Raw genomic sequence first — 24,238 nt, 5'->3', positions numbered from 1 at the left:
AGCAGGGCGCGGCGCCGTTTGTGGCACCGCGCGTTGACGCGGGATCAGCCCAGCTTCTGCGACTGCTCGCGCAGCGCGGTGAGCTGCGTGGTCCAGTCGGTGATGCGCTGGCGTTCCTGCGCGACGACTTCGGCGGGCGCGTTCGCCACGAAGTTGGCATTGCCCAGCTTGCCCTCGCACTTCTTGATCTCGCCTTCGATGCGGCTGATTTCCTTGCCCAGGCGTGCCTTTTCCGCGCCGAGGTCGATCAGGCCGGCAAGCGGAATCAGCACGCGCATCGAACCCACCACCGCGGCGGCGGCGGCCGGTTCGTCCGCGCCGGAGGCAATCCACTGCGGTGCGTCCACGCGAGCGAGGAAGCTGATCTGCGCGGCAAACTTGGTGGCGCGTGCGCGATCGGTGGCGTCGCCGTCGGCGAGCAGCAGCGGGATGGTCTTGCCCGGAGCGATGTTCATTTCCGCGCGGATGCGACGGATGCCGCTCAGCACGTTCTTGAACCATTCGATCTCGGCGGTCGCGGCCTCATCGGCCGTGATTTCGTCGGCGCGCGGCCACGGGCGTTCCAGCAGGAACTTCGCATCGAGGCCAAGCTTGGGCGCCACCGAATGCCAGATCTCTTCGCTGATGAACGGCACGATCGGGTGCAGCGCACGGAGGATGGTTTCCAGCACCACCAGCAGCGTGTGGCGCGTGGAGGCCGCAGCCACCGCATCGTCGCCGTTCAACGCCGGCTTGGACAGTTCCAGGAACCAGTCGCAGAACTCGTTCCAGGTGAATTCGTACAGCTCCTGCGCCAGCAGGTCGAAGCGGTAGCTGGCGAAGTGCTGCTCGACGTCGGCGAGGGTCTGCTTCAGGCGCGTGAGAATCCAACGCTCGGCCTCGGTCACCGGTGCGGAGCCCCTCTCCCCCCGGGAGAGGGGTTGGGGAGAGGGTACGGCCGAAGCGGCAAGCTGCGCGCTGCCCGAACCCTCACCCGGCGCCTGCGCGCCACCCTCTCCCGATGGGAGAGGGGATTCGAGGTTCATCAACACGAATCGCGCCGCGTTCCACAGCTTGTTGCAGAACGCCTTGTAGCCTTCGGCGCGCTTGATGTCGAAGTTGATGGTGCGGCTGTAGCTGGCCAGCGCGGCGAAGGTGAAGCGCAGCGCATCGGTGCCGATGGCAGGGATGCCGTTCGGATAATCCTTGCGGATGCGCTTCTCCACCTTCTCGCGCACCTGCGGGATCAGCAGCGACCTGGTGGACTTGGCCACCAGCGGCTCCAGCTCGATGCCGTCGATCAGGTCCAGCGGGTCCAGCGTATTGCCCTTGGACTTGGACATCTTCTGGCCTTCCGCATCACGCACGATGGCGTTGATGTAGACGTGCTTGAACGGCACGCGACCGGTGAAGTACTTGGTCATCATCACCATGCGGGCGACCCAGAAGAAGATGATGTCGAAGCCCGTCACCAGCACGGCGCTGGGCAGGAACACCTGGTCGTTTTCCCAATTCGCGACGACGTTGCCGTGCTCGTCCTTCACCGGGCCGTTCATCGGCCAGCCCAGCGTCGAGAACGGCCACAGCGCGGAGCTGAACCAGGTGTCGAGCACGTCCTCGTCCTGGCGCAGCGCGCCGACCGGCTGCACCGTGGCATGTGCACGTGCGTCGGCCTCGTCCTCGCCCACGAAGATGTTGCCGGCTTCGTCGTAGAACGCCGGGATGCGATGGCCCCACCAGAGCTGGCGCGAGATGCACCAGTCCTGGATGTTGTCCAGCCACTGGGTGTACGTGGTGCTCCAGTTTTCAGGGACGAACTTGATCTCGCCGCCGCGCACCGCCTGGAGCGCCGGTTCGGTGATTTCCTTGCGGCCCTTCTCGCTGGTCAGGTCGAGGAACCACTGGTCGGTGAGCATCGGCTCGATCACCGCATCCGAACGCTGGCTCACCGGCACCTGTAGCTTGTGCGGTTTGGTCTCGACTAGCAGGCCGGCGTCTTCCAGATCCGCCAGGACGGCCTTGCGCGCCTCGTAACGGTCCATGCCGCGGTACTTCTCCGGCGCGTTCTCGTTGACCTTCGCGTCGAGCGTGAAGATGTTGATCGGCGCCAGGCCATGGCGTTGGCCGATGGCGTAGTCGTTGAAGTCATGTGCTGGCGTGATCTTCACGAAGCCCGTACCGAACTCGCGGTCGACGTAGTCGTCGGCGATGACGGGAATCTCGCGGCCGGTCAGCGGCAGGCGCAGCATCTGGCCGATCAGGCGCGCGTGGCGCTCGTCTTCCGGATGCACGGCCACGGCCACGTCGCCGAGCATGGTTTCCGGACGCGTGGTGGCGACCACGACGCTGTCCTTGCCGTCGACGGTGTAGTAGCGGATCGACCACAGATGGCCATCGCGCTCGACGTTGTTCACTTCAAGGTCGGACACCGCCGTGCCCAGCGCCGGATCCCAGTTCACCAGGCGGTTGCCGCGATAGATCAGGCCCGCGCGGTACCACTCGACAAAAACCTTGCGCACCGCTTCGGACAGGCCCGGGTCCATGGTGAAGCGTTCGCGCGACCAGTCCGCGGCGACGCCCAGGCGGCGCATCTGGTTGGTGATGGTGGAGCCGGATTCCTCCTTCCACTGCCACACGCGCTCGATGAAGGCTTCGCGACCCAGGTCATGGCGCGTCTTGTTCTCGACGGCGAGCTGGTTCTCCACGATCTTCTGCGTGGCGATGCCGGCGTGGTCGGTGCCGACCTGCCACAGTGTGTTCATGCCGCGCATGCGCTGGTAGCGGATCAGCATGTCCATTACGGTCTGCTGGAACGCGTGGCCCATGTGCAGGGTGCCGGTGACGTTCGGTGGCGGCAGCAGGATGCAGTACGGCTCGCCCTGGCCGGACGGCTTGAAGTCACCGCTGGCTTCCCAGGCGGCATACCACTTCGATTCGATCTGGCCGGGCTCGAAACTCTTTTCCATCAGGGGCTCGCGGTTGCGCGCCGGGGCTGGCGCGTGAGGATGGGCGTGAAAGGGTCGATTGTACGGGCGGGGGAGGCGGGGTGCCAAAAGCGCCGCTCTTGGCTCCTTCTCCCCTGCGGGGAGAAGGTTGGGATGAGGGGGCGGGGCTTGCCACGGTTCTCATCGGGATATGGGGGCGATCTTTGGCTTAGGCAGGTCTCTCGCGAGCACCCGCCCCTCACCCCAACCCTTTCCCCAGAGGGGAGAGGGAGTACAGCGACGCTCAGCCGCGCAGCTGGCGCCCGTAGGCGTGCACCTCGTCCACCAGCACCTTCACGTGTTCCGGGTCGACTTCCGGCGTGATGCCGTGGCCCAGGTTGAACACGTGGCCGGGGTGATTGCCGTAGCTGTCCAGCACGCGGCGCACCTCGCGGCGGATCACCTCGGGAGTGGCCAGCAGGATGGCGGGGTCCAGGTTGCCCTGCAGCGCCACGCGGTCTTTCACGGCCCCGCGCGCGTCGGCCAGGTCGATGGTCCAGTCCACGCCCAGGCCCGCACAGCCGGTGTCGGCCATGGCGGCCAGATGCCGCCCGGCGCCCTTGGAGAACAGGATCACTGGCAGGTCGCGGCTGGCGGCATCCGCCTTCAGCGCATCGACCACCTGGGCCATGTAACGCAGCGAGAACTCGCGGAACGGCGCGGGGCCGAGCAGGCCACCCCAGGTGTCGAACACCATCAGCGCCTGCGCGCCGGCGGCGGCCTGGGCGATCAGGTAGGCCGATACGGAACGGGCCAGCGTGTCCAGCAACTGGTTGGCGAGGGAAGGCTCGCTCCAGCACATGGCCTTGAGGCGCGCGAAATCGCGCGAACCCTGGCCTTCCACCATGTAACAGGCCAGCGTCCACGGACTGCCGGAGAAGCCGATCAGCGGCACGCGACCATGCAGCTCGCGACGGATCAGGCGCACCGCGTCCATCACGTAGCGCAGCTCGCTCTCCATGTCCGGCACGCCGAGGCGCTCGATGTCGGCCTTGGTGCGCACCGGATGCGCGAACTGCGGGCCTTCGCCCTGGGCGAAGCTCAGGCCCAGGCCCATCGCATCGGGGATGGTGAGGATGTCTGAAAACAGGATGGCCGCGTCCAGCTCGAACCGATCGAGGGGCTGCAGCGTTACCTCGCAGGCCATCTCCGGGTTTTGCGCCAGGCCCATGAAATTGCCGGCGCGTGCGCGGGTGGCGCGATACTCCGGCAGGTAACGGCCGGCCTGGCGCATCACCCACACGGGCGTGGTGTCGGTAGCCTCGCGGCGCAGGGCGCGCAGGAAGCGGTCGTTCTTCAGGATGTCACTCATCTCAGGATCCATAGGGGCCGTCCAGGCCCTGGCTGAACATCACGCGGAAGCCGCGCTTGATCTGCGCGTCGCGTGCCTTCTGGAACGCGGCGAGCGCATCGTCGCGTTCGAGGAACTGCTCACGCTTGAGCGTGGCCTTGCCGCCTTGCACGCCCGTCTCGCGATAGAGCGTCCACCCGCCCAGCAGGTCCTGTTCCAGCGCGATCTGGACATAGCGCGGCGCCTCGGTGGTGGCGGGCATGGCTTGCAGGTAGAGGCGCATGGAGGTCGATTCGGAGCAGGGATGGCGAATGGCCTTGGAAGCCGCATTCTAGAAGGCTTGGCGCGAAGGAGCGAGCGCGGCGATGCGCCGCGTTCCATTCGCAGGTTGTTCTGTGTGGGGGCGCACCCTGTGCGCGACGAGCCTACGGAGCCGAAACGATGGGCCGCTGCGGTCGCGCACTGGGTGCGCTCCTACAGCTGGGGCGCAGCGTGCGCGTCTGAGGCCGCCACACGACTGTTTGCCTGGCTTTTTGTCTCTTCTGTAGGAGCGCACCCAGTGCGCGATAGGCCTACGGAGCGGAAACGATGAAGCGCTGCGGTCGCGCACAGGGTGCGCTCCTACAAAAGGGAGGGTAGCGGCGATCAGTGCGTGGCCGCTTCCAATACAGCCATGACATCGGTCTCGCTCACGCCGCTGACGATCTCCGCGCTGCCCACGCCTCGCCACAGGATCAATCGCAGCGTGCCGGCCAGGTTCTTCTTGTCCAGTCGCATCAGGGCGAGCAGTTGCTCCGGGTCCATGCCTCGAGGAATCGCTGTAGGCAGGCCCAGCGTTTCCAGCAGGCGATGCAGGCGCGCCGTGTCGCCGACTTCGCTCATACCCAGGCGCTCGGACAGCTTCGCGGCGAGCAGCATGCCGACAGCGACGCCTTCGCCGTGCAGCAGCGCGGTGTACTTGCCGGCGGTTTCCAGCGCATGGCCGAACGTGTGGCCGAGATTGAGCAGGGCGCGTTCGCCTTGCTCGGTTTCGTCGCGCGCCACCACGCCCGCCTTGTAGTGCACCTTGCGTGCGATGGCTTCGATCAAGGGCGCGGTCTCGCGCGCGTTCAGCGCCTCCGCGTGCTGTTCCAGCCACGCGAAGAACGCCGCATCGCCGATGGCCGCGCCTTTCACCACTTCGGCTAGCCCCGCGCGGTATTCGCGATCGGGCAGCGTGGCGAGCGTGTCGATGTCGGCCACGACGGCGCGCGGTTGGTGGAACGCGCCGACAAGGTTCTTGCCGGCGGGCAGGTTCACGCCGGTCTTGCCGCCCACCGAAGAATCGACCATCGACAGCAGGGTGGTCGGCATCTGGATGAAATCGATGCCGCGCATCCAGCACGCAGCGCTGAAGCCGGCGAGGTCGCCGACCACGCCACCGCCGAGCGCCACCACGCAGGCGTCGCGCGTCGCGCCGAGCTGGGCCAGCGCTTCCAGCGCACGTCCCACGTTGGCGAAGGTCTTGTGTGCTTCGCCGTCGTCGATCAGGAAAGGCGACCAGTGCAGCCCGTCCAACCCTTCGGCCACGCGATCGAGATAGAGCGGCGCCACCGTTGTATTGCTGATCACCAGCGCGTGGCGCCCGCGCAGCATGGCGCGCCAGCGCGCCGTGTCGGCGAGCAGGCCGGGGCCGATCCATACCGGATAGCTGCGCGCGCCGAGCGCGACATCGATGATGCGAACGGAGGAGGCGAGTGTGCTCATGCGGCCTGTTGGCGCTTCCAGTGTTGGTCGATCAGGAGGATGCTGCGCGCGCTGGCAGCGTGGACGTGTTCGTGTTCACCCGGAATCACCAGATCGGCGATTTCCTGGTAGAGCGGCGTGCGCGCCTGCGCCATGGCGCTGAGCCGCTCGGCGCGATCGCCGCTGGCCAGCAGCGGGCGCTGCTTGTCATGCGCAAGTCGTTCGAGCTGCTGTTCCAGCGTGGCCTGCAGCCACAGCACGAAGCCGCGCTCGACCAGCATCCGGCGATTGGCCGGATCGAGTACCGCGCCGGCGCCGGTGGCCACGAGCACGCCGCGTTGATGGCTGCACTCGTCAAGCAACGCGCTCTCGCGGCGGCGGAAGCCGGCTTCGCCTTCGATCTCGAACACCGCACTGACCGGCACACCGCACTGCCGCTCGATCTCCTGGTCGAGATCGAGGAAGTTCAGCCCATAATGCTCGGCCAGCCGACGTCCGATGGACGTCTTGCCGGCGCCGGTCGGGCCGACGATGAACAGGTTGCACGATGGATTCATGGGTGAATGCTAACAGGCGCGAAAGCGCATGGCTGCGCTGCAGCATGGGATGGGCGGCGTGAGCGCCCGGGTGCTGCTTGCCGGCTGCGGCGACGTCGGGAAGCGCATGGCCCATCGCCTCTTGGCGAGGGGCGATGAAGTCTGGGCGCTGCGGCGCAGTGCAGGCGACGACGCCGACGGCATCCAGTGGCTGCAGGGCGACCTCACGCGGCCGGAGACGCTGCGCGACCTGCCCGACGGCATCGAACAACTCGTCTATCTGCCGGCGCCCGGCGCGCGGGATGCGCGGATCTATCGCGCCTTGTTCGTGGATGGCCTGCGACATCTGCTCGATGCGCTCGATGGCCGCGCCCTGCGACGCGTGCTGCTGGTGTCTTCCACCGCGGTGTACGGCGAGCATGGCGAGGCGTGGGTGGACGAAGAAACGCCCGCCGATCCACCGGGATTCAATGGCGAAGTATTGCTGGAAGCGGAACGTTGGCTAATGGCTCAACCCATTGCCTCCGTGGTGTTGCGCCTGGCAGGGCTCTATGGCCCCGGTCGCTTGCAACTGATCGAGCGCCTGCGTGCGGGCACCGTGGGTGTGCCACGGCAGCAGCTGCATTGGGCAAACCGCATCCACGTCGATGATGCGGCCGGCGCGATGGCGCATCTGCTCGCCATCGACAATCCGCAATCGCTCTACCTCGGTGTGGACGACACGCCGCTGCCGCTGGGTGTGCTGTACGACCATCTCGCCACGCTGGTCGGCGCGCCGCGGCCGAGCGATGGCCCGGCGCCGGCCGGCGTGGGCAGCAAGCGCCTGAGCAATGCGCGCTTGCGTGCCAGCGGTTTCGCGCCGCAATGGCCGGATGCGCGGCAGGGTTATGCCGCGCTGCTGGGCGGACAGTGAGCAACGGCACTGGAAGCGGAGGCCGGGCGGGATGACCATGCGGCCAGTGATCCTGTCCACGGAGGAACATCCATGCCTGCCAATATCCCGCTTCACATGGTCAGCACCAGCAACGAGCTTCCCGGCTATCGCATCGTCCGCCCGATGGGCATCGTGCGCGGCATCACGGTGCGTTCACGCAGTGTCATCGGCAATCTCGGCGCGGCGCTGCAGACGCTGGTGGGCGGCAATATCTCGATCTACACCGAGCTGTGCGAAAAAGCCCGCGAAGAAGCCTTCGAACTGATGATGCGCCATGCCGCCGAGCGCGGGGCCAATGCGGTGATCGCGATGCGTTATGACGCGAACGACGTCGCCGAAGGCGTCACCGAAGTACTTGCCTATGGCACGGCCGTGCAGGTCGAGCCGCTGACCTGATCAGCTGTGGTTGAGTGCGATGACGTGACGGTTGTCGTCGTACTCGACCGTGGTATCGGCGAGGTCCGGCAACGTGGCCAGCGCGTGCCGGCTCAGTCGCTCGAAGTGCGCGAGGAAGCGCACCATGGTTTCGGCATCCATGGCCAGCGGTGCGTGGCGGGCGAGGAGTTCCTCCTCTTGCTCGCTGCGCCATTTGCGCACGATTTCCCAGTTCGGCGCCTGCAGCACGATCAGGACATCGAGCTTGCGCCACAACGGTTGATAGGCGCGCAACTGCTTGTTCACCCAGTGACGCCACACGCCCTCGGGATCTTCATTGCGCTCCAGCGCGTTGACGGGCTCATCCAGCGCGGCGAGGGTCTGCGGGCGCAGGCCGATCGCCCAGCCTTCCAGGATCACCAGCTTCGGCGGCCGTGTCACGTTCGGCCACTTCGACGGCGGCATGCGCGTGTCCCGGCCCTTGTCGAAGCGCGGATGACTCACCGGCAGCTTGTCCGAGGCCTGGGGCAGGGCGGCCAGCACCGACAGCAACAGCTCGATCTCGTGCGTGCCAGGCACGCCGCGGGTCCGCAGCAGGGGATGGACCTGGTGGGCCAACACCTCGCGTTCGCTGCGTGAATAGTAGAAATCGTCCAGCGAGAGCACCTCGGTGGGCCAACCGCGGGCCTCGGCCTGCGCCTTCATTTCCCTGGCGAGCGTGCTTTTGCCGCTGCCCTGCAGGCCGGAGAGGCCCAGCAGGTAGGGGCGGCGGGAGCGGGCGATGCGACCGGCAAACTGGTCGAGCAGGTGCCCGGCCAGGGTCGAATTCTGCGTGCTAGCATCTGGAGACATTTCGCCATGATGGCGCGCGGCGGCCACGATTCAAGACCCCATGTTGAAACAAGAGATCCTTGACACTTTCCTGCAACTGCTGGATGAGGCCGCGGCGGGAGGTGACCCCGAAGCCACGGCGATGAACCTGGCCACGGTCGATGCGGCCGGGCGCGTGAGTTCGCGCATCGTGCTGCTGAAGGGCGCCGACGAGCGCGGCTTCCGCTTCTACACCAATTACGAAAGCGACAAGGGCGCGCAACTCAATGCGCACCACCAGGTCGCCTTGTGCTTCCACTGGAAGCAACTGCGCCAGGGCGTGCAGGTGCGCGTGGAAGGCGCAGCGCGAAAGCTGCAGGAGGAAGAGTCCGACGCCTACTTCGCTACGCGCCCTCGCGCGAGCCAGATCGGCGCCTGGGCCTCGCTGCAATCGCAGACCTTGCCTGATCGCGACACCTTCGAGCAGCGCTTCGCCCGCTACGAGAAGGAGTTCGAAGGGCACGACGTGCCGCGCCCGCCGCATTGGGGCGGTTACGTGGTCGAGCCCGACATGGTGGAGTTCTGGTACGGCGCGGAATACCGCCTGCACGATCGCGTGCGCTGGAGCCGGCACGGCCAGACCTGGACCAGCCGCCTGCTCTATCCTTGAAGCCCTTTGCCATTCGGAGACTGAAGCATGCGTGCCACGCCCGCCGATCACGTCGCCCAGAATGGCTTCACCGTGCACACGCGCGGCCGCGGTTTCACCGAGATCACCGACAAGGTCGGTGACGTGGTGGCGGCCAGCGGCGTGCATACCGGTATCGCCAACATCTTCAGCCTGCACACCAGTTGCTCGCTGCTGATCAGCGAGAACGCCGACCCAACCGTGCGCGACGACCTGGAACGCTGGTTCACGCGCGCAGTACCGGATGGCGACGCCATCTTCCGCCATGACGAAGAAGGCCCCGACGACATGCCCTCCCACGTGCGCGCCATCCTCACCGGCGTGAGCCTGGTGGTGCCCGTGCATGCGGGCAAGGTGCAGCTGGGCACCTGGCAAGGCATCTACCTGTGGGAACACCGTCTCGATCCGCACCAGCGCAAGGTGGTCGTGACCGTGCTGGGACATTGAACGCGTGACCGACGACTTGCCGACCATCGACCGTTACCCGCAACGCATCGTCTGCCTGACCGAAGAACCCACCGAAGTGCTGTATGCGCTCGGTGAGCAGGATCGCATCGTGGGCATCTCCGGCTTCACCGTGCGGCCGCCGAAGGCGCGCAAGGAAAAGCCGAAGGTGTCGGCTTTCACCAGCGCGAAGATCGATGAGATCCTCAAGCTGCAGCCGGATTTCGTGGTCGGGTTCTCCGACATCCAGGCCGATATCGCGCGCGACCTGATCAAGGCGGGCGTGGAGGTATGGATCAGCAACCATCGCAGCGTCGACGGCATTCTTGGCTACATCCGAAGGTTGGGTGCGATGGTCGGTGCGGCGGAGAAGGCCGAGGCCTATGCCCAGCGGGCGGAACGGCATATCGCTGCGATCGAAGCGGCTGCGGCGGCGTTCTTCCGTCGTCCGAAGGTTTATTTCGAGGAGTGGGACGATCCGCTGATCACCGGCATTCGCTGGGTGGCTGAGCTGGTTCGGCTTGCCGGTGGCGACGACGTGTTTCCACAGATGTCGGGCGAATCACTGGCAAAGCATCGCATCCTTGGCGATCCGGGTGAGGTGGTGAAACAGGCGCCGGACATCATCCTGGGGTCGTGGTGCGGCAAGCGCTTCCGGCCGGAGAAGGTGGCGGCGCGTGAGGGATGGGATGCGATTCCTGCCGTGCGCCATGGCGATCTCCATGAGATCAAGTCGCCGATTATTTTGCAGCCGGGGCCGGCGGCGTTGTTTGATGGGTTGGAGGCGATGCACAAGATTTTTGTGGAGTGGGAGAAGCGGCAGAGGGGATAGGCTGCGAACCAGCCTGCGGATTCTCCCCCTGTAGGAGCGCACCCAGTGCGCGATGGCCTTTCGCCTCGGTCCTTACGTTCGTCGCCCCGGCGCAGGCCGGGGACCAGGGCCTCGGTTTACGGTTGTCGCGTTACGGCGACCTGGCTCGCCTGCGGCGGGCTTCCGCCCTCCTGCCGGAGGCCGGGTCACTTCTCTTTGGGTGGCCACGCACGCGCAGGAGCGCGTGCGAACGGCGAAGCCGGCCCGAAGGGCGAAAGGCAGGATGCCCGGAGTCAAGAAAAGTAACCACCGTAAAGGTGGCAATGCCAAGAGAAAGGCCACCCCGATGCCGCGCCTTCCGGGCATACGCCCCGGAAGGTTCGCGGGCGGGTTACGGGGTTTGTCGACAGGGCATCCTGCCCTGACGACAAACTGGCCGGCACCCCTGCCGGCCACCCTTCGGGCTTTCCTCCACCCGCCCGCCGCGGCATAGGGGGCCGGAGGTCAAAAGCCAGAGCGAAGAGCGGGCACGTCCCTGTGGGAGCGCACCCTGTGCGCGACCGCGGCGCAGCGATGCCCTCTGCGGTCGCGCACAGGGTGCGCTCCTACAAGGAAACAGCAACGCAACTATGGGTCATGAGGCTAGATTGGCCCCTCACCCCAACCCTCTCCCCGGAGGGGAGAGGGCGCGAAGGTGGAGTGCGAGGCTTACCAGATCTTCACCCGCTGATTCTCCGGTCGCCACATCGGCTGCCCCGGCTTCACGCCAAACGCCTCATAAAAGTCAGGCACATTCGACAGCGGACCATTGACGCGATATTTCGCCGGCGCATGCACATCGGCCAGCAGCGAATTGCGCAGGCGTGCCTCGCGCTGCTGCGACAGCCAGCCCAATGCGTAGCCCAGGAAGAAACGCTGCAGCGGCGTATAGCCGGCCACCTTCTCGCCCTTCTGGTACTGCGCCGTCTTCTTGAACGCATCCAGCCCGATCATGATGCCGCCGAAGTCGGCGATGTTCTCGCCAAGGCTCGCCTGTCCGTTGATGTGCAAGCCGGGCAGCGGTTCGAAGGCGTTGAACTGCTTCACCATCACCTGCGCACGCTGGTTGAAGCGCTCGGCATCCTGCCTGGTCCACCAATCGAGCAAGTTGCCCTTCGCATCGTACTGGCGACCTTCGTCGTCGAAGCCGTGCGTGATCTCGTGGCCGATAGTGGAAGCGGCGACGTAGCCGTACACCACGGCATCATCGATCTCGCTGTCGGCGAAGCCGGGGATCATGAACTGCGCGGCGGGCAGCACGATCTCGTTGTTGGACGGGTTGTAGTACGCGTTGTAGGTCTGCGGCGTCATTTCCCATTCGCTGCGATCGACCGGCTTGCCGTACTTGGACAGCATGTCATCGAAGGCCCAGCGCTGCGCACGCATCATGTTCTGCGCGTAGGAATCGTGGCCGATGATGAGCTTGGAGTAGTCCTTCCACTTGTCCGGATAGCCGACCTTCCTGGTGACGGCGGCAAGCTTCTCGTGTGCCTTGGCCTTGGTGGCGGGGCTCATCCAGTCGAGTTTGTCGATGCGCTCGCCGTAGGCGGTGCGGACCGCTTCGACCATGGTGTTGTAGCGCTGCTTGCTGGCCTCGGAGAAATAGTCCTTCACGTAGATGCGGCCGAGGATCATGCCGAGTGCACCGTTCTCGGCACGCAACGCGCGCTTCCAGCGTGGCTTCTGCTGGGCCTGGCCGGACAGGGTGCGCCCGTAGAAATCGAAGTGTTCGTCGTCGAACGCCTGGCTCAGGTAGCTGGCGTACTCGTCGGCCAGATGCACCCGCAGGTAGTCGCGCAGTACGGGTGCCGGCGTCTTCGCCAGCAGCGACTGCAGGCCGTCGAAGAACTCGGGTTGGCCGACGATGACGGTCGGCGCCGAGAGCTTCCACGCGGCGAGGCGCGTGTCCCACGCGATGGCTGGCGTGTGCTTCGTCGTCAGTTCCGACGGCGCCATCTTGTTGTAGTTCTTTTCCGGATCGCGCAGGTCGGCCAGTGGTCGGGAGACCTTGGCGAGTGCCGTCTCGAACGCCATCACCTGCGTGGCGCTCTGCCTTGCATCGGTTTCGTCAGCGCCGAGCAGACGGAACATGCGACCCAGATGCGCGATGTAGGCGGTACGCGCCTTGGCCACGCCCTGCTCGCTGTTGAAGTAGTAGTCGCGCTCCGGCAGGCCCAGGCCGCCCTGGGCCAGATGCACCGCCATGGCGTCGCTCTGCTTTTCGTCCTGCGACACGCCGAAGTCGAAGAACGCGTCGACGCCCAGTGGCTGCAGCGCGAACGCTGCGTCCAGCGCCGAGTTCACGTCATGCACGGCGTCGATGCGCGCGAGTTCGTCCTTCAGCGGGGCGGCGCCCAGGCGATCAGCCAGTGGCTGGTCCATGGCCGTGGTCCAGAAGTCGCCAATCTTCTGCTCGTCGCTGCCGGCGGCGGCCTGCTTCTGCGCCGCGGCGTCCTCGCTGATCTTGCGCAGCTTGGCGTAGAGCTCGTCCTGCACCACCTGCGCGATGCCCCACTGCGATTCCTCGGCAGGGATCGGGTGCGCCTTCAGCCAGGCGCCGTTGGCGAACTCGAAGAAGTCATCGCCCGGGTTGATCGACGTGTCGATGTTGCCGGCAACCACATCCGGTTTGGCGACGACGGTCGGGCTGGCGGCGTAGGCGCTGCCCACGGCGGCAGCCGCCAGGGCGAGGGCGAGCAGACGACGGCGCAGGAGGGATGAATTCGCATGCATGCGAGAAGAATTCCTTGGGAGCGAAAGGGAAGGTGGCCGCGCGCGAGTGGCGCGGCCACGGCTTACATGCCGAGCGCCAGGCGGGCACCGAGGTCGGTGAGCGGCGAAACCAGCAGCAGGCGGGCAAGGATCAGCACGATCATCACGGCCCACGGGCCGAAGTCGAGACCACCGGCGACCAGCCTGCCGCGCAACGGACGAAGCAGCGGGTCGACCAGGCTGCCGGCGAGGCGATAGACCGGATGGTAGGACTCGACTTGGAACAGGCTCATCAGCGACCACACGAAGATCAGCACCACGTAGAACATCGCGATGAAATCGAGCGTGTCGGCGATCGACAGCACGATGAGGCCAAGCACGTGCGGAAACATGCCAAGCAGCGAGAACAGCGCCACGCGCTTGATCAGCATCAGCAGGAAGATCAGCAGCAGCGCCGTCACGTTGATGCGGCGCCAGTTGGGCAGCAGGCGCCGCAGCGGCGCAAGCACCGGGTTGGTGGTGCGGTAGATGAACTGGCTCAGTGGATTGTGGAAGTCCGCGCGACTGGCTTCCGCGGCCAGCCGCAGCATGAACAATGCGGCGGCAGCACCAAAGGCGAGTTCGAGCAGGAACGAAAAGGCGTTGACGAGATAGCTCATGGGGTGTCGTCCAGGGCGGCGGCCATCTCGCCGCCACGGCGCGTGGCCGCCGCCACGGCCCGGGCGACGACCTGGTTGAAGTGGTCGGCGGCGAAACTTTCCAGGGCGGCCTGGGTGGTGCCGTTCGGCGAGGTGACGCGCTTGCGCAGCACGCTCGGGTCCTCGCCGCTCTCGGTCAGCATGCGGCCGGCGCCCAGGCAGGCCTGGGCGGCCAGCGCGCGCGCCGTATCGCGCGACATGCCCTGGGAAAACGCTGCATCTTCCAGGGCTTCCACCAGGGCGAAGAAATAGGCGGGGCTGGAGCCGGAGATGGCGGTCACGGTGTCCAGCAGCGATTCCTCGTCGAGCCAGCGGGTGAGGCCGACGGCGTCGAGGATGTGCTGCGCCAGCGCGCGCTGCTCGGCGCTCACGCGGCGGTTGGCGAACAGGCCGGTGGCGCCCGCGCCGATCAGTGCCGGGGTATTGGGCATGCAGCGCACGATGGGGAGCGCATGGCCGAACCAGCGTTCCAACTGGTCGATGCGCACGCCGGCGGCGATGGAGATCAGCAGCGGTCGCTGGCGTGCCAGCACGTCCTTAAGCTCGCCATGGACCGCCGGCATGATCTGCGGCTTCACCGCCAGGATCAGCACGTCGGCATCGCCCGCAGCCTGGCGGTTGTCGGCATAGCAGGCCACGCCGAATTCGCGGCCCAGCTCCTGGCGTGCCTCGGCGCGCGGCTCGGCCACGCTGATGGAGGAGGCGGCGACGCCGGTCTTCAGCAGGCCACCGATGAGGCTGCGAGCCATGTTGCCGCCGCCGATGAATGCGAGTCGTGTCATGCGGATTCCTCGTCAAAGCGCCCCTTACCTTACCGGAGGCGGCGCCCCGGCGTCCCCTGGCGAAACGCCCGGCGCCTCTGCCGGACGGGCATGCTTTCGAACCTGGTCCGCACTTTGCGCGCTAGACCTAAGGAAAGACTGGTGGCCCGGGCCTTGGCACGAGTAGTATCGGCCCGCTTGCATGGGGAATCGGGACAGGACCATTCGCACGGCGCCGGCGCGTTTGCGCGGTGTCGCCTTGCCACAGGGTAACCTCCGCCCGCTCGACCGCTGCAACATGCCATCCAGACGATCGGGTTGAGGGGAACACCAGATGGATATCGCCGAACTGCTTGCCTTCTCGGTGAAGAACAAGGCCTCGGACTTGCACCTGTCCGCCGGCCTGCCGCCGATGATCCGCGTGGACGGCGACGTGCGCCGCATCAACATCCCTGCGCTGGAACACAAGCAGGTGCACTCGCTGATCTACGACATCATGTCGGACAAGCAGCGACGCGACTACGAAGAATTCCTCGAGGTCGACTTCTCCTTCGAGATTCCCGGCCTGGCGCGCTTCCGCGTCAACGCGTTCAACCAGAACCGCGGCGCGGGTGCGGTATTCCGTACCATTCCGTCCGAAGTGCTCACGCTGGAAGACCTGGCGGCACCGGCGGTGTTCCGCGAACTGATCGAGCAGCCGCAGGGACTCATCCTGGTCACCGGGCCGACCGGTTCGGGCAAGTCCACCACGCTGGCGGCGATGGTCGACCACATCAACAAGAACGAATACGGCCACATCCTCACCATCGAGGATCCGATCGAATTCGTGCACACCTCCCAGAAGTGCCTGATCAACCAGCGCGAAGTCCATCGCGACACGCACGGCTTCAACGAGGCGCTGCGTTCGGCGCTCCGCGAAGACCCGGACTACGTGCTGGTGGGCGAGTTGCGCGACCTGGAAACCATCCGCCTGGCGCTGACCGCCGCGGAAACCGGCCACCTGGTGTTCGGCACGCTGCATACCAGCTCGGCGGCCAAGACCATCGACCGCATCATCGACGTGTTCCCGGCCGGCGAAAAGCCGATGGTGCGCTCGATGCTTTCCGAATCGCTGCGCGCGGTGATCTCGCAGTCGCTGCTGAAGAAGGTCGGCGGCGGACGCATCGCGGCCCACGAGATCATGGTCGGCATTCCCGCCATCCGTAACCTGATCCGCGAGGACAAGGTGGCGCAGATGTATTCGTCGATCCAGACCGGCCAGCAGTACGGCATGCAGACGCTGGACCAGAACCTGCAGGACCTCGTGAAGCGCGGCCTGGTCACTCGCCAGCAGGCGATGGGCTATGCGCGCAACAAGGACATATTCAAGTAAGCAGTGGGCAGTAGGCTGTTGGCGTTAGAACCCGGAGGTCCGTGCCATGAGTGATTTCGACTTCACCTCGTTCCTGAAGCTGATGGTGCACAAGAAGGCATCGGACCTTTTCATCACGGCCGGCGTGCCACCGTCGATGAAGGTGCAGGGCCGCGTCGTGCCGATCACGCAGAGCCCGCTGTCCGCGCAGCAGTCGCGCGACATGGTGCTCAACGTGATGACGCCCTCGCAGCGCGAGGAATTCGAAAAGACCCACGAGTGCCAGTTCGCCATCTCGGCGCAGGGCGTGGGCCGCTTCCGCGTGTCGTGCTTCTACCAGCGCAACTGCGTGGGCATGGTGCTGCGCCGCATCGAGTCGAAGATCCCGACCATCGAAGAACTCAGCCTGCCGCCGGTGATCAAGCAGCTGGCGATGACCAAGCGCGGCATCATCATCTTCGTGGGTGGTACGGGTACCGGTAAGTCGACCTCGCTGGCGTCGATGATCGGCTACCGCAACGCCAATTCGACCGGCCACATCATCACCATCGAAGACCCGATCGAATACGTGCACAAGCACGAGGGCTGCATCATCACGCAGCGCGAGTTGGGCATCGACACTGACAGCTGGGACAACGCGCTGAAGAACACGCTGCGCCAGGCGCCCGACGTAATCATGATCGGCGAAGTGCGTACGCGCGAGACGATGGAACACGCCATCAACTTTTCCGAAACCGGTCACCTGTGCCTGTGCACGCTGCATGCGAACAACGCCAACCAGGCGATGGACCGCATCCTGCACTTCTTCCCGGAAGACCGCCGCTCGCAGCTGTTCATGGATCTGTCGCTGAACCTCAAGGGCATCGTGGCGCAGCAGCTGATCCCCACCCCCGATGGCAAGGCGCGTCGCGTGGCGGTGGAAGTGCTGCTGGGTACGCCGCTGGTGCAGGACTACATCCGCCAGGGCGAGATCCACAAGCTCAAGGAAGTGATGAAGGAGTCCACCAACCTCGGCATGAAGACCTTCGACCAGAGCCTGGTCGAGCTCTATCACGCCGGCGAGATCTCCTACGAGGACGCGCTGCGTCACGCGGACAGTTCCAACGAGGTGCGCCTGCGCATCAAGCTCGCCCAGGGCGGCGATGCCCACACGCTGTCACAGGGCCTGGATGGCGTCGAACTGGAAGAGACGCGCGACTCGCAGAACTTCGGTGGTGGCCTGCTGCACCGCTGAGGCTGGTCGGGCCGCAGACGAAAAGAAGGAGCCCAAGGGGCTCCTTCTTCGTTTTCAGCACCGCCCTATGCAGGTGCGAGCGATCAATGGGCGGCATCGCTGACCATCAGGCCACTGGCGTCTACGGTCTTCACGCCCTTCACCTGCTTGGCGACATGTTCGACCTTGGCCTTTTCGCCCGCGCTGGCAGTGGTGCCCGTCAGCGTTACCGTGCCGTCCTTCGTCTGGACGGAGATGTCGGTGCTCTTGATACCCTTGGTCGTTGCCAGTTCGGACTTGATCTTGGTGGTGATCCAGGCATCGTTGGTCTTGCCGGGTACGGTCTCGTTACTCGACTTGTCCTGCATGGTGGCCGCATCCTGGGTCTGTCGCATGGTGGCCGCGTCCTGCTGTCGTTGAGCAGCGTCCTGCGACTGCCGTGCGGCGGCATCCTGGGCGGCAACCTGTGCAAACGGCACAGTCGCGAAGGCTGCGGCGAGACCGGCGGCGATCAGCGTCTTGCGGAACAGGTTGTTGGTACGCATGGGAAATCTCCTGTGTGAGGAAGCACTGTCCAAATGGCAGGCGGTGCCGCTGAGGCGGTATCCGCGAAACCCATACCACCAGCCTGCGCGTGAATCCCGCATGGCTGCGACGGGTGCCGGTTCAGCACGGCATTACGGTTGCGAACGCGGTGTCATCACGATGTCCTGAAAGTGTTTGGCTCGATAAGATCGTGCTAAATGTGATGCACATCACGATGACGTCGGGCTCGCGCCAGCTTCACGTCAGCAGGCCCGCGTGCGTCAGCGGCAACCTTGTCCGGCATGACTCGCGAGGACTTTCGCGCGATGCAAAATTCCGCGCGGGTGCCGCTTGTGGAATAGACGGCTATACGGCACATTCGTTTCGCTGGCACAGCGTTTGGGCTGCTTTGATTTCGGGGGGAATCATGGCCGAACTGGAAGTGCGCGTCGTATCGGAGCGCCGGGACGGGCTTCTGTTGGAACTGGGGCGCGTGGTCAACGAGCATCATCATGTGCTCGTGCGCCAACGCCTGGTACAGGAGGCGCAAGGCGCCTGTCTTACCCTGGTGTTGCGCGGGCCGACCGATCGGCAAGAGGCGTTGGAACAGGCGCTGGGCGCGCACCCCCGCGTGATCCATTTCGAATCGGTACGTGCCTCGCAGCCATCGGGCGACATGGCCGAATCCGTCGCGCCGCTGGCGAAGACCGCCGAGCCCGCCGACCCATGGTCGTCATTGCCCAGTGGCGCGGACGTGGCGCGGGTCGAACGCATGCTGCCGGGATTGGCGAAGGACTATCCGCGCATCTTTCCGTGGTTGATCAACCTGGAATATGCCGTATCGGCCGAAGCGCGCGATGCCTCGCTCTACCTGGCCGGCAAGCGCACGGGCGCGTGGGTTTTCAAGCGCGATTTTTCCCTGGGGGCGAGGCTTGTGCTGGCGGATGCCATCAGGCGCATCGCCTTGCCGGCGCTTCGCGTACTGGTGACGGTGGAGCAGCAGGAGCATCAGCTGCATATCCGCGGTTGCCCGCTGTGCCAGCCGGGTTCGCCTTCCGGAGGGCGCTTCTTCACCGGGTTCATTGAAGGCCTGCTTGCCGAATCCGCCGACGCGCAGGGCATCGTCGTGCGCGAAACGAGTTGCCACAGCCTGGGCGCGCCGGTCTGCGTGTTCGAGGTATCCCATTGACGAGCGTCCTTCGTCGCGACGCTGTCGCAGCGAAGGGCGCCATTGACCGAGGGAGATGTCATGCAAGAGATGCATCAGCATTACAACGCCGTATTGGTCGTGCTGTCGTACGTCGTATCCGTGCTCGGGTCGTTCACCGCGCTGCAGTTCGCGCTGGGCATATCGCGGGCCGAAAACCCGGGTCAGCGCTGGGTCGCGGTGCTGGCCGCCGGCACGGCCATGGGCGGGGGCGCCATCTGGGCCATGCACTTCATCGCGATGATCGCGTGCAACATGGGCGTGCAGGTGACCTACGACGTGGTGCTCACGGCGATCTCCGCCTTGCTGGCCATCGTGGCCTGTTCGATCGGGCTGGCCGTCGTGAGCGTGGGCGCGGTAGGTTGGCTCAACCTGCTGTTCGCCGGCGTGCTGATGGGCCTGGGTGTCGCGGGCATGCATTATCTGGGCATGGCGGCGATGCTCACGTCCGCGCAGATCTCTTATGACGGCGGTTTCGTGGTTCTATCGGTAGTCATCGCCATCGTGGCGTCGATGGCTGCGTTGTGGCTGGCCTTCAACCTGCGCGGCAGGTTGCAGATGCTGGGCAGCGCGCTGGTGATGGGCGTGGCCGTGTGCGGCATGCACTACACCGGCATGTCGGCGGTGGACATGGCCATGGGCGATACGTTGCCGGCGGGTTTTGCGCAGGGCCTGAGCGGCGACTATCTCGGCATGGTGGTGTTCGGCGTGGTGGTCGTGCTGCTCGCGCTCGCCTTGGGTCTCAACATCGTGCGGCAGCAGCGTCGCGCAGCGCTGACGATCTGACGTCGTTCCTTCGCACAAAAACCAAACGGGGCGCCAAGGCGCCCCGTTTGCTTCATGGCCTGCGGCAAGGCCGCGGCTTATTTCAGTTCGGTCTGGCTGGTGACCACCAGGCCGCCGCTCTCCATGTGCGCGTCGCCGCTCAGCGTCTTGATGCGGGCAGCCTGCGCCTGCATCGATTCGAACTGCTGCTTCGAGCGCTCCGCCGTTGCCTTGGCCGTGGCCTGGGCTTCCGGATCGTCGGAATCGGCCTGTGCGGTGAGCTCCGCGATGTGCTCGGCCTTCTGCGCCATGGCCTTCACCCATGCCTGGTACATCTCGCCGCTGAGGTGCAGGCGACCGAGTCGGCCTGCGTCTCCGCTGGGCGCGCTGAGCAGCTCGCCGAGCTTGCTGTCCTCGCCCGGGCCGACGGCCAGTGCCAACGCTTTCGGACCCATGGCTGCCCACACCGGCGTGCCCAGCGGCGCAATGACTTCCGGCGGCAGCGCCACCGGCTTGCCGTCGGCGGTGAGCTTGAGCTGCTGCAGGCCCGACATCGCCATCTGCGCCATCGCGAGCAGGCCAGCCGGGTTGGAGGTGCCTATCAGGATGCGGCCGCTGAACTTCGGCATGCTGTCGTTGCTGCCCGGCTCGAAACTGTCCAGCGCCACGCGGGCGCCGAGCAGGTCGCCGACCGGCGGCACGGCCGCCTGCTGCGACATCAGGCCGATCTTGGCGAAGCTCTCGTTGAGTTCGGCCAGCGACGGGCAGGCGAATGGCTTGGCGGCGACGGCGTCGGCCTGTGCGCTCCAGAACGCGCGCATCTGCACCATCGGCACGGCGAGGCTGATGTCGAACGGTGCGGTGCCCGCTGCGCCAAGGCCCGGCAGTTCGACCTTCAGGCCACTGAAGGCCTTGGTGATGTCGTCGGCCAGCGCAACGTCCCAGCGGATGTCCTGGTGCTTCTCGTCGAGCTTGGTGTAACCGAAGCTCAACGACGGTACGCGCGCGGCGATGCGCGCGGCATCGGCCTCGCACGCGGGCGACACCTTCAGCTGGTTGGCCACCGGCTCGCCGGTCTTGGCCGACTCGGCTTCGGCGCGCGCCTTGATCAGCGCGTTGAACATCGGGTCCTTGCCGCTGGCCGCGAGCGGCAGCAGGCGCACCAGGTCGACCTGGCCGATGGCCCACGGCTGGTAATCCTTGGCCTTGGCCAGCTTCTCCAGGCGGCCGTCGTCCTGCAGGTTCTTGGCGGGACGATCCAGGCCGAAGGCGAGGCGCAGCGTGGTTTCGGGCGCGTCGGAAGGAAGCAGCGCGGCGACCGCCTGCTTGCCGACCACGGCCATCACCACCTGCATGCCGGCTTCGGCGGAGACATGACGGCGATAGTTGACGCCACCGAGCGTGGCCGTCTCGAACGGCTTGCCGTAGGCGGCTTCGAGACGGCCCACGAAGGCTTCGAATGCCTTGGCGTCGATCAGCTCGAAACGCACCACCGGCGACAGGCCGAGGCCGTAGAAGGCCGAGCGGCCTTTCATGTTGAGGCCTGCGTTCTGCGCGAAAGCCTCGATGGTCTTGCCGTCCAGCTCGGCGATGATGGCCTTGAGCAGGCGCGACGCATCCGGATCCTTCTCGGCCAGGTCGTCGGCGGTGGACCGCAACTGAGCCATCTCGGCCGGCAACTGGGCATCGGCCTGGGCGAGCAGCGCCTTGCGGGTGTCGTCGTCCAGCACATCCAGATTCGCCACCACGTACGGCGTGTCGGCCGGCACGAAGGCGAGGGGGGCGTCCTTGTCCTTGTGATGGCACGCAGCCAGCAGCACGCCGGCGAAGCCCAGCGCAGCAATGCGCGTCGTCGATCGCATGTCTATTCCCTTGAATGAGATGGTGTTGCGCCGCGCATTATGCCTGCTTTCGTGACATACCGCGGGGCCTGGAACGGTATGGTCCCCGGCGAAACGAGGCGCGGGACCGGGCCGGGCGGCAGGCCGTCGAAACTGCTGCTGTCGCCAGCCCTCGGTGGGGACGGCACGGCCTTGTCGTGCGGCCGTCTCCCTGTGCTGCTTGCGGTCGGTTCGGCAACTCGCCGCCAACGCCGACCCGTGAACTCAGCGCCCCAGTACTTCGGCCAGCACGGCCATGCGTACGAAGACGCCGTTGCCCACCTGCTCCAGGATGCGCGATTGCGGGCCGTCCGCTACTTCCGAGGCGATCTCGATGCCGCGGTTGATGGGGCCGGGGTGCATGACCAGCGCACCCTTGGAGGCGCGTTCGAGGCGTCGGTTGTCCAGGCCGTAGCGGGTGAAATAAGCAGCCTCATCCGGCAGGTCGGTAACGGCCATGCGCTCCTTCTGGAGGCGCAGCATGATCACCGCATCGGCCCCTTCGATCGCCGCGTCGAAATCGTCGGTGATCACGCACTGCGGGAATTCGTCCGCCGAGGGCATCAGCGCCTGCGGCGAGCACAGGCGGATTTCCTTGGCGCCGAGTGCGGTCAGCGCGTGGACGTCCGAGCGCGCCACACGCGAATGCTTCACGTCGCCGCAGATGACCACGGTCAGCCGGCTGAAGTCCGGCCGATGCTGGCGGATGGTGAGCATGTCGAGCAGCCCCTGCGTGGGATGTGCACGATTGCCATCGCCGGCATTGATCACCGACACGCCGCTCATGGCATGGCGCACCAGTTCCTCGGGCGTGCCCGACACCTTGTGGCGCACCACGATGGCGTCCAGGTGCATGGCTTCCAGCGTGTGCAGCGTGTCGAACAGCGCCTCGCCCTTGCTGGTGGAAGAGAAGCCTATGTCGAAGTTGATGACGTCCGCACCGAGGCGGCGCGCGGCCAGTTCGAACGACGTGCGTGTGCGCGTGGACGGTTCGAAGAACAGGTTGAGGATGGTGCGGCCACTCAGCAGGTCCAGCTTGCGGGTGCCGTGGGCGCAACCGTCGCGCATGGTTTCCGCGCGGTCGAGCAGGCGCTCGATGGTCTCGCGGGGCAGGTGTTCGAGCGTGGTGAGGTGGCGCAGGCGTTGGCTCATGGCGGGCGATTGTCGTGGAAGGTGTCAGTGTCCGGTAGTCACGGCACCGGCCAACCACCGTTCGAGGATCACGGCAGCGGCCTCGGCATCGATGGTGGCGGCGTCACGGCGCTTCTTGAGCCCCGCCGCGCGTGCGCTGGCGAAGCGCTGCGCGGCTTCGCGCGAGCTGTGGCGTTCGTCGGTGAGTTCGATTGGCAGGCCATAGCGCTGGCCCAGCTTCTCGGCGAAGCGGCGGGCGCCGCGGCTGGCGGGCTGCTCCTCGCCGTCGAGGGTCAGCGGCAGTCCGACCACCAGCGTATCGGGCAGCCATTCCTGCCGGAGCGCGTCGAGGCGGTTCCAGTCGGGCTCGCCGTCGCGCACTGGCACCGTGCCGAGGCCGCGTGCGCTGCCGGTGAAGCGATTGCCGACCGCGATGCCGATCAGGCGACTGCCATAGTCGAAACCGAACACACAGCTAAGAGCCTGTTTCATGGGTTTGCATGGCCCGCGCCGAGGGCTGTTTGCCCGCCAGCCAAGGAAGAGTGAGGGAGTGTATGTCGATACACGACCGAGTGATGACGCAGGCTGGTGGGCAAACAGCCCCGGCCCGGAGGGTTGGTTCCCAGCGCCCGCCAGGAAGCGGTGCGCCGCTTGACCTGACAGCCAGTCAGGCGCTGCGCTGCGCCCCACTCCCTGGCGGGCGCTGGGGACCAACGCGGGCTATGCAAACCCATGAAACAGGCTCTCACGCGTGGCCCGCGTAACCGGGCAACTGCAGCGGGTCCACGCCGACGAGCCCGGCGGCAGCGCTCCAGCGTTCCTCCAGCGGCGTATGGAACACCACGCGCTCGCTCGCCTCGACGGTCAGCCAGGTATTGTCCTTGAGCTCCTGTTCGAGCTGGCCAGCGCTCCAGCCGGCATAGCCCAGCGCCATCACCGCCAGGCGCGGACCTTCCCCCTTGGCCATGGCGACCAGGATGTCGCGCGACGTGGTCACCGACCAGTCGGTGTTGATGCGGTAGCTCGATTCCCAATGGCCGGGTTCGCGATGCAGCACGAAGCCACGCTCCTGCTGCACGGGGCCGCCGATCAGCACCGGTGCGTCGGCGACTTCCAGGTCGTTGCAGTCGAGCTTCATCTGCGCCAGCACGTCGCCCAGGCGATATTCGGAAAGCTGGTTCACCAGCAGTCCTACCGCGCCGTCTTCGTCGTGCTGGCAGATGAAGGCCACGCCGCGCGAGAAGGGCGGCTCGGCCAGGCTGGGCATGGCGATCAGGAAATGACCGGCGAGGGACTGGGGCTGGGAACTGGGTTCAGTCATGGGCTCATTGTAAGCCCTCGGGCGGGGCAAGCGCCCGTTAGCGCGAAGTGAGGACCGG

General features: G+C 66.0%; 23 protein-coding genes. 9 read left to right on the top strand and 14 right to left on the bottom strand.

Going from position 1 to position 24,238, the window contains the following annotated elements:
- Positions 1 to 44 precede the first annotated feature (44 nt).
- The 5 genes from CA260_RS16375 to CA260_RS16355 all read right to left on the bottom strand — a co-directional run bounded on the left by CA260_RS16375 (position 45) and on the right by CA260_RS16355 (position 6,536).
- The gene (locus tag CA260_RS16375) at positions 45 to 2,945 is read right to left on the bottom strand and encodes a valine--tRNA ligase (RefSeq protein ID WP_111984088.1); all 2,901 of its coding nucleotides are present in this window, start codon (positions 2,943 to 2,945) and stop codon (positions 45 to 47) included.
- A 262-nt stretch (positions 2,946 to 3,207) separates the two neighbouring features.
- Positions 3,208 to 4,275 carry a uroporphyrinogen decarboxylase gene (gene hemE / locus CA260_RS16370; protein ID WP_111984087.1) on the bottom strand — a complete coding sequence of 356 codons (1,068 nt, stop codon included), beginning with the start codon at positions 4,273 to 4,275 and terminating at the stop codon, positions 3,208 to 3,210.
- A gap of 1 nt (position 4,276) precedes the next feature.
- Positions 4,277 to 4,537 carry a WGR domain-containing protein gene (locus tag CA260_RS16365; RefSeq protein WP_111984086.1) on the bottom strand — a complete coding sequence of 87 codons (261 nt, stop codon included), beginning with the start codon at positions 4,535 to 4,537 and terminating at the stop codon, positions 4,277 to 4,279.
- 362 nt (positions 4,538 to 4,899) lie between these two features.
- Positions 4,900 to 6,000 (bottom strand): 3-dehydroquinate synthase, encoded by a 1,101-nt coding sequence (gene aroB / locus CA260_RS16360; RefSeq protein ID WP_111984085.1) that lies wholly within the window; start codon positions 5,998 to 6,000, stop codon positions 4,900 to 4,902.
- A complete protein-coding gene (locus CA260_RS16355; RefSeq protein ID WP_111984084.1) occupies positions 5,997 to 6,536 on the bottom strand; it encodes a shikimate kinase in 540 nt (179 codons plus the stop codon). Before CA260_RS16355 ends, aroB begins: the two co-directional genes overlap by 4 nt.
- A gap of 58 nt (positions 6,537 to 6,594) precedes the next feature.
- Between CA260_RS16355 and CA260_RS16350 the strand changes: the two genes are divergently transcribed.
- Together CA260_RS16350 and CA260_RS16345 are read left to right on the top strand one after the other, a co-directional pair.
- Positions 6,595 to 7,428: an NAD-dependent epimerase/dehydratase family protein gene (locus CA260_RS16350; RefSeq protein WP_111984433.1), complete on the top strand. Its 834-nt coding sequence runs from the start codon at positions 6,595 to 6,597 to the stop codon at positions 7,426 to 7,428.
- Between the two features lie 72 nt (positions 7,429 to 7,500).
- Complete coding sequence (locus CA260_RS16345; protein ID WP_111984083.1) at positions 7,501 to 7,845, top strand: YbjQ family protein; 345 nt, start codon at positions 7,501 to 7,503, stop codon at positions 7,843 to 7,845.
- On the opposite strand, the gene CA260_RS16340 is transcribed toward CA260_RS16345, so the two are convergent.
- Positions 7,846 to 8,676: a kinase gene (locus CA260_RS16340; RefSeq protein ID WP_111984432.1), complete on the bottom strand. Its 831-nt coding sequence runs from the start codon at positions 8,674 to 8,676 to the stop codon at positions 7,846 to 7,848.
- A gap of 40 nt (positions 8,677 to 8,716) precedes the next feature.
- On the opposite strand from CA260_RS16340, the gene pdxH reads away from it, so the two are divergent.
- The 3 genes from pdxH to CA260_RS16325 are packed head-to-tail and all read left to right on the top strand — an operon-like array spanning position 8,717 to position 10,598.
- Entirely contained in the window at positions 8,717 to 9,304 is a 588-nt protein-coding gene (pdxH, locus tag CA260_RS16335; protein ID WP_111984082.1) for a pyridoxamine 5'-phosphate oxidase, read from the top strand.
- A gap of 27 nt (positions 9,305 to 9,331) precedes the next feature.
- The gene (locus tag CA260_RS16330; protein ID WP_111984081.1) at positions 9,332 to 9,769 is read left to right on the top strand and encodes a secondary thiamine-phosphate synthase enzyme YjbQ; all 438 of its coding nucleotides are present in this window, start codon (positions 9,332 to 9,334) and stop codon (positions 9,767 to 9,769) included.
- A gap of 25 nt (positions 9,770 to 9,794) precedes the next feature.
- Positions 9,795 to 10,598, top strand: a complete 804-nt coding sequence (locus CA260_RS16325; protein WP_425479752.1) for a cobalamin-binding protein — start codon at positions 9,795 to 9,797, stop codon at positions 10,596 to 10,598.
- A gap of 687 nt (positions 10,599 to 11,285) precedes the next feature.
- On the opposite strand, the gene CA260_RS16320 is transcribed toward CA260_RS16325, so the two are convergent.
- The 3 genes from CA260_RS16320 to proC all read right to left on the bottom strand — a co-directional run bounded on the left by CA260_RS16320 (position 11,286) and on the right by proC (position 14,808).
- Positions 11,286 to 13,349: a M13 family metallopeptidase gene (locus tag CA260_RS16320; RefSeq protein WP_111984080.1), complete on the bottom strand. Its 2,064-nt coding sequence runs from the start codon at positions 13,347 to 13,349 to the stop codon at positions 11,286 to 11,288.
- A 62-nt stretch (positions 13,350 to 13,411) separates the two neighbouring features.
- On the bottom strand, positions 13,412 to 13,987 hold the full coding sequence (locus CA260_RS16315) for a YggT family protein (RefSeq protein ID WP_111984079.1): 576 nt from the start codon (positions 13,985 to 13,987) through the stop codon (positions 13,412 to 13,414).
- Entirely contained in the window at positions 13,984 to 14,808 is an 825-nt protein-coding gene (gene proC, locus CA260_RS16310; protein WP_111984078.1) for a pyrroline-5-carboxylate reductase, read from the bottom strand. Before proC ends, CA260_RS16315 begins: the two co-directional genes overlap by 4 nt.
- A gap of 313 nt (positions 14,809 to 15,121) precedes the next feature.
- Here proC and CA260_RS16305 point away from each other — a divergent pair, with 313 nt between their 5' ends.
- Together CA260_RS16305 and CA260_RS16300 are read left to right on the top strand one after the other, a co-directional pair.
- Positions 15,122 to 16,159, top strand: a complete 1,038-nt coding sequence (locus CA260_RS16305) for a type IV pilus twitching motility protein PilT (RefSeq protein ID WP_111984077.1) — start codon at positions 15,122 to 15,124, stop codon at positions 16,157 to 16,159.
- A 46-nt stretch (positions 16,160 to 16,205) separates the two neighbouring features.
- On the top strand, positions 16,206 to 17,372 hold the full coding sequence (locus CA260_RS16300) for a PilT/PilU family type 4a pilus ATPase (RefSeq protein WP_111984076.1): 1,167 nt from the start codon (positions 16,206 to 16,208) through the stop codon (positions 17,370 to 17,372).
- Between the two features lie 83 nt (positions 17,373 to 17,455).
- On the opposite strand, the gene CA260_RS16295 is transcribed toward CA260_RS16300, so the two are convergent.
- Positions 17,456 to 17,896 carry a BON domain-containing protein gene (locus tag CA260_RS16295; protein ID WP_111984075.1) on the bottom strand — a complete coding sequence of 147 codons (441 nt, stop codon included), beginning with the start codon at positions 17,894 to 17,896 and terminating at the stop codon, positions 17,456 to 17,458.
- Between the two features lie 89 nt (positions 17,897 to 17,985).
- Between CA260_RS16295 and CA260_RS16290 the strand changes: the two genes are divergently transcribed.
- Together CA260_RS16290 and CA260_RS16285 are read left to right on the top strand one after the other, a co-directional pair.
- Entirely contained in the window at positions 17,986 to 19,065 is a 1,080-nt protein-coding gene (locus CA260_RS16290) for a 4-vinyl reductase (RefSeq protein WP_146745364.1), read from the top strand.
- A 60-nt stretch (positions 19,066 to 19,125) separates the two neighbouring features.
- Positions 19,126 to 19,869 carry an MHYT domain-containing protein gene (locus CA260_RS16285; protein ID WP_111984073.1) on the top strand — a complete coding sequence of 248 codons (744 nt, stop codon included), beginning with the start codon at positions 19,126 to 19,128 and terminating at the stop codon, positions 19,867 to 19,869.
- Between the two features lie 77 nt (positions 19,870 to 19,946).
- Here the strand turns inward: CA260_RS16285 and CA260_RS16280 are convergent, their stop codons facing one another.
- The 4 genes from CA260_RS16280 to CA260_RS16265 form a co-directional block, all read right to left on the bottom strand.
- Positions 19,947 to 21,710 carry a hypothetical protein gene (locus CA260_RS16280; RefSeq protein ID WP_111984072.1) on the bottom strand — a complete coding sequence of 588 codons (1,764 nt, stop codon included), beginning with the start codon at positions 21,708 to 21,710 and terminating at the stop codon, positions 19,947 to 19,949.
- A 243-nt stretch (positions 21,711 to 21,953) separates the two neighbouring features.
- Positions 21,954 to 22,880: an aspartate carbamoyltransferase catalytic subunit gene (locus CA260_RS16275; protein ID WP_111984071.1), complete on the bottom strand. Its 927-nt coding sequence runs from the start codon at positions 22,878 to 22,880 to the stop codon at positions 21,954 to 21,956.
- A 24-nt stretch (positions 22,881 to 22,904) separates the two neighbouring features.
- Complete coding sequence (gene ruvX / locus CA260_RS16270) at positions 22,905 to 23,351, bottom strand: Holliday junction resolvase RuvX (RefSeq protein WP_111984070.1); 447 nt, start codon at positions 23,349 to 23,351, stop codon at positions 22,905 to 22,907.
- 253 nt (positions 23,352 to 23,604) lie between these two features.
- Complete coding sequence (locus CA260_RS16265) at positions 23,605 to 24,180, bottom strand: YqgE/AlgH family protein (protein WP_111984069.1); 576 nt, start codon at positions 24,178 to 24,180, stop codon at positions 23,605 to 23,607.
- Between the last annotated feature and the right edge of the window lie 58 nt (positions 24,181 to 24,238).

The organism is Dyella jiangningensis, assembly GCF_003264855.1.
GTDB classification, from domain to species: domain Bacteria; phylum Pseudomonadota; class Gammaproteobacteria; order Xanthomonadales; family Rhodanobacteraceae; genus Dyella; species Dyella jiangningensis_C.
This window is presented reverse-complemented; position numbering and strand designations above follow the sequence as displayed.

What these genes read in the sequence shown, in the direction of transcription:
- CA260_RS16375 (WP_111984088.1), bottom strand. Translation starts at nt 2,945, where the DNA reads ATGGAAAAGAGTTTCGAGCCCGGCCAGATCGAATCGAAGTGGTATGCC.
- hemE (WP_111984087.1), bottom strand. Translation starts at nt 4,275, where the DNA reads ATGAGTGACATCCTGAAGAACGACCGCTTCCTGCGCGCCCTGCGCCGC.
- CA260_RS16365 (WP_111984086.1), bottom strand. Translation starts at nt 4,537, where the DNA reads ATGCGCCTCTACCTGCAAGCCATGCCCGCCACCACCGAGGCGCCGCGC.
- aroB (WP_111984085.1), bottom strand. Translation starts at nt 6,000, where the DNA reads ATGAGCACACTCGCCTCCTCCGTTCGCATCATCGATGTCGCGCTCGGC.
- CA260_RS16355 (WP_111984084.1), bottom strand. Translation starts at nt 6,536, where the DNA reads ATGAATCCATCGTGCAACCTGTTCATCGTCGGCCCGACCGGCGCCGGC.
- CA260_RS16345 (WP_111984083.1), top strand. Translation starts at nt 7,501, where the DNA reads ATGCCTGCCAATATCCCGCTTCACATGGTCAGCACCAGCAACGAGCTT.
- CA260_RS16340 (WP_111984432.1), bottom strand. Translation starts at nt 8,676, where the DNA reads ATGTCTCCAGATGCTAGCACGCAGAATTCGACCCTGGCCGGGCACCTG.
- pdxH (WP_111984082.1), top strand. Translation starts at nt 8,717, where the DNA reads ATGTTGAAACAAGAGATCCTTGACACTTTCCTGCAACTGCTGGATGAG.
- CA260_RS16330 (WP_111984081.1), top strand. Translation starts at nt 9,332, where the DNA reads ATGCGTGCCACGCCCGCCGATCACGTCGCCCAGAATGGCTTCACCGTG.
- CA260_RS16320 (WP_111984080.1), bottom strand. Translation starts at nt 13,349, where the DNA reads ATGCATGCGAATTCATCCCTCCTGCGCCGTCGTCTGCTCGCCCTCGCC.
- CA260_RS16315 (WP_111984079.1), bottom strand. Translation starts at nt 13,987, where the DNA reads ATGAGCTATCTCGTCAACGCCTTTTCGTTCCTGCTCGAACTCGCCTTT.
- proC (WP_111984078.1), bottom strand. Translation starts at nt 14,808, where the DNA reads ATGACACGACTCGCATTCATCGGCGGCGGCAACATGGCTCGCAGCCTC.
- CA260_RS16305 (WP_111984077.1), top strand. Translation starts at nt 15,122, where the DNA reads ATGGATATCGCCGAACTGCTTGCCTTCTCGGTGAAGAACAAGGCCTCG.
- CA260_RS16300 (WP_111984076.1), top strand. Translation starts at nt 16,206, where the DNA reads ATGAGTGATTTCGACTTCACCTCGTTCCTGAAGCTGATGGTGCACAAG.
- CA260_RS16295 (WP_111984075.1), bottom strand. Translation starts at nt 17,896, where the DNA reads ATGCGTACCAACAACCTGTTCCGCAAGACGCTGATCGCCGCCGGTCTC.
- CA260_RS16285 (WP_111984073.1), top strand. Translation starts at nt 19,126, where the DNA reads ATGCAAGAGATGCATCAGCATTACAACGCCGTATTGGTCGTGCTGTCG.
- CA260_RS16280 (WP_111984072.1), bottom strand. Translation starts at nt 21,710, where the DNA reads ATGCGATCGACGACGCGCATTGCTGCGCTGGGCTTCGCCGGCGTGCTG.
- CA260_RS16275 (WP_111984071.1), bottom strand. Translation starts at nt 22,880, where the DNA reads ATGAGCCAACGCCTGCGCCACCTCACCACGCTCGAACACCTGCCCCGC.
- ruvX (WP_111984070.1), bottom strand. Translation starts at nt 23,351, where the DNA reads ATGAAACAGGCTCTTAGCTGTGTGTTCGGTTTCGACTATGGCAGTCGC.
- CA260_RS16265 (WP_111984069.1), bottom strand. Translation starts at nt 24,180, where the DNA reads ATGACTGAACCCAGTTCCCAGCCCCAGTCCCTCGCCGGTCATTTCCTG.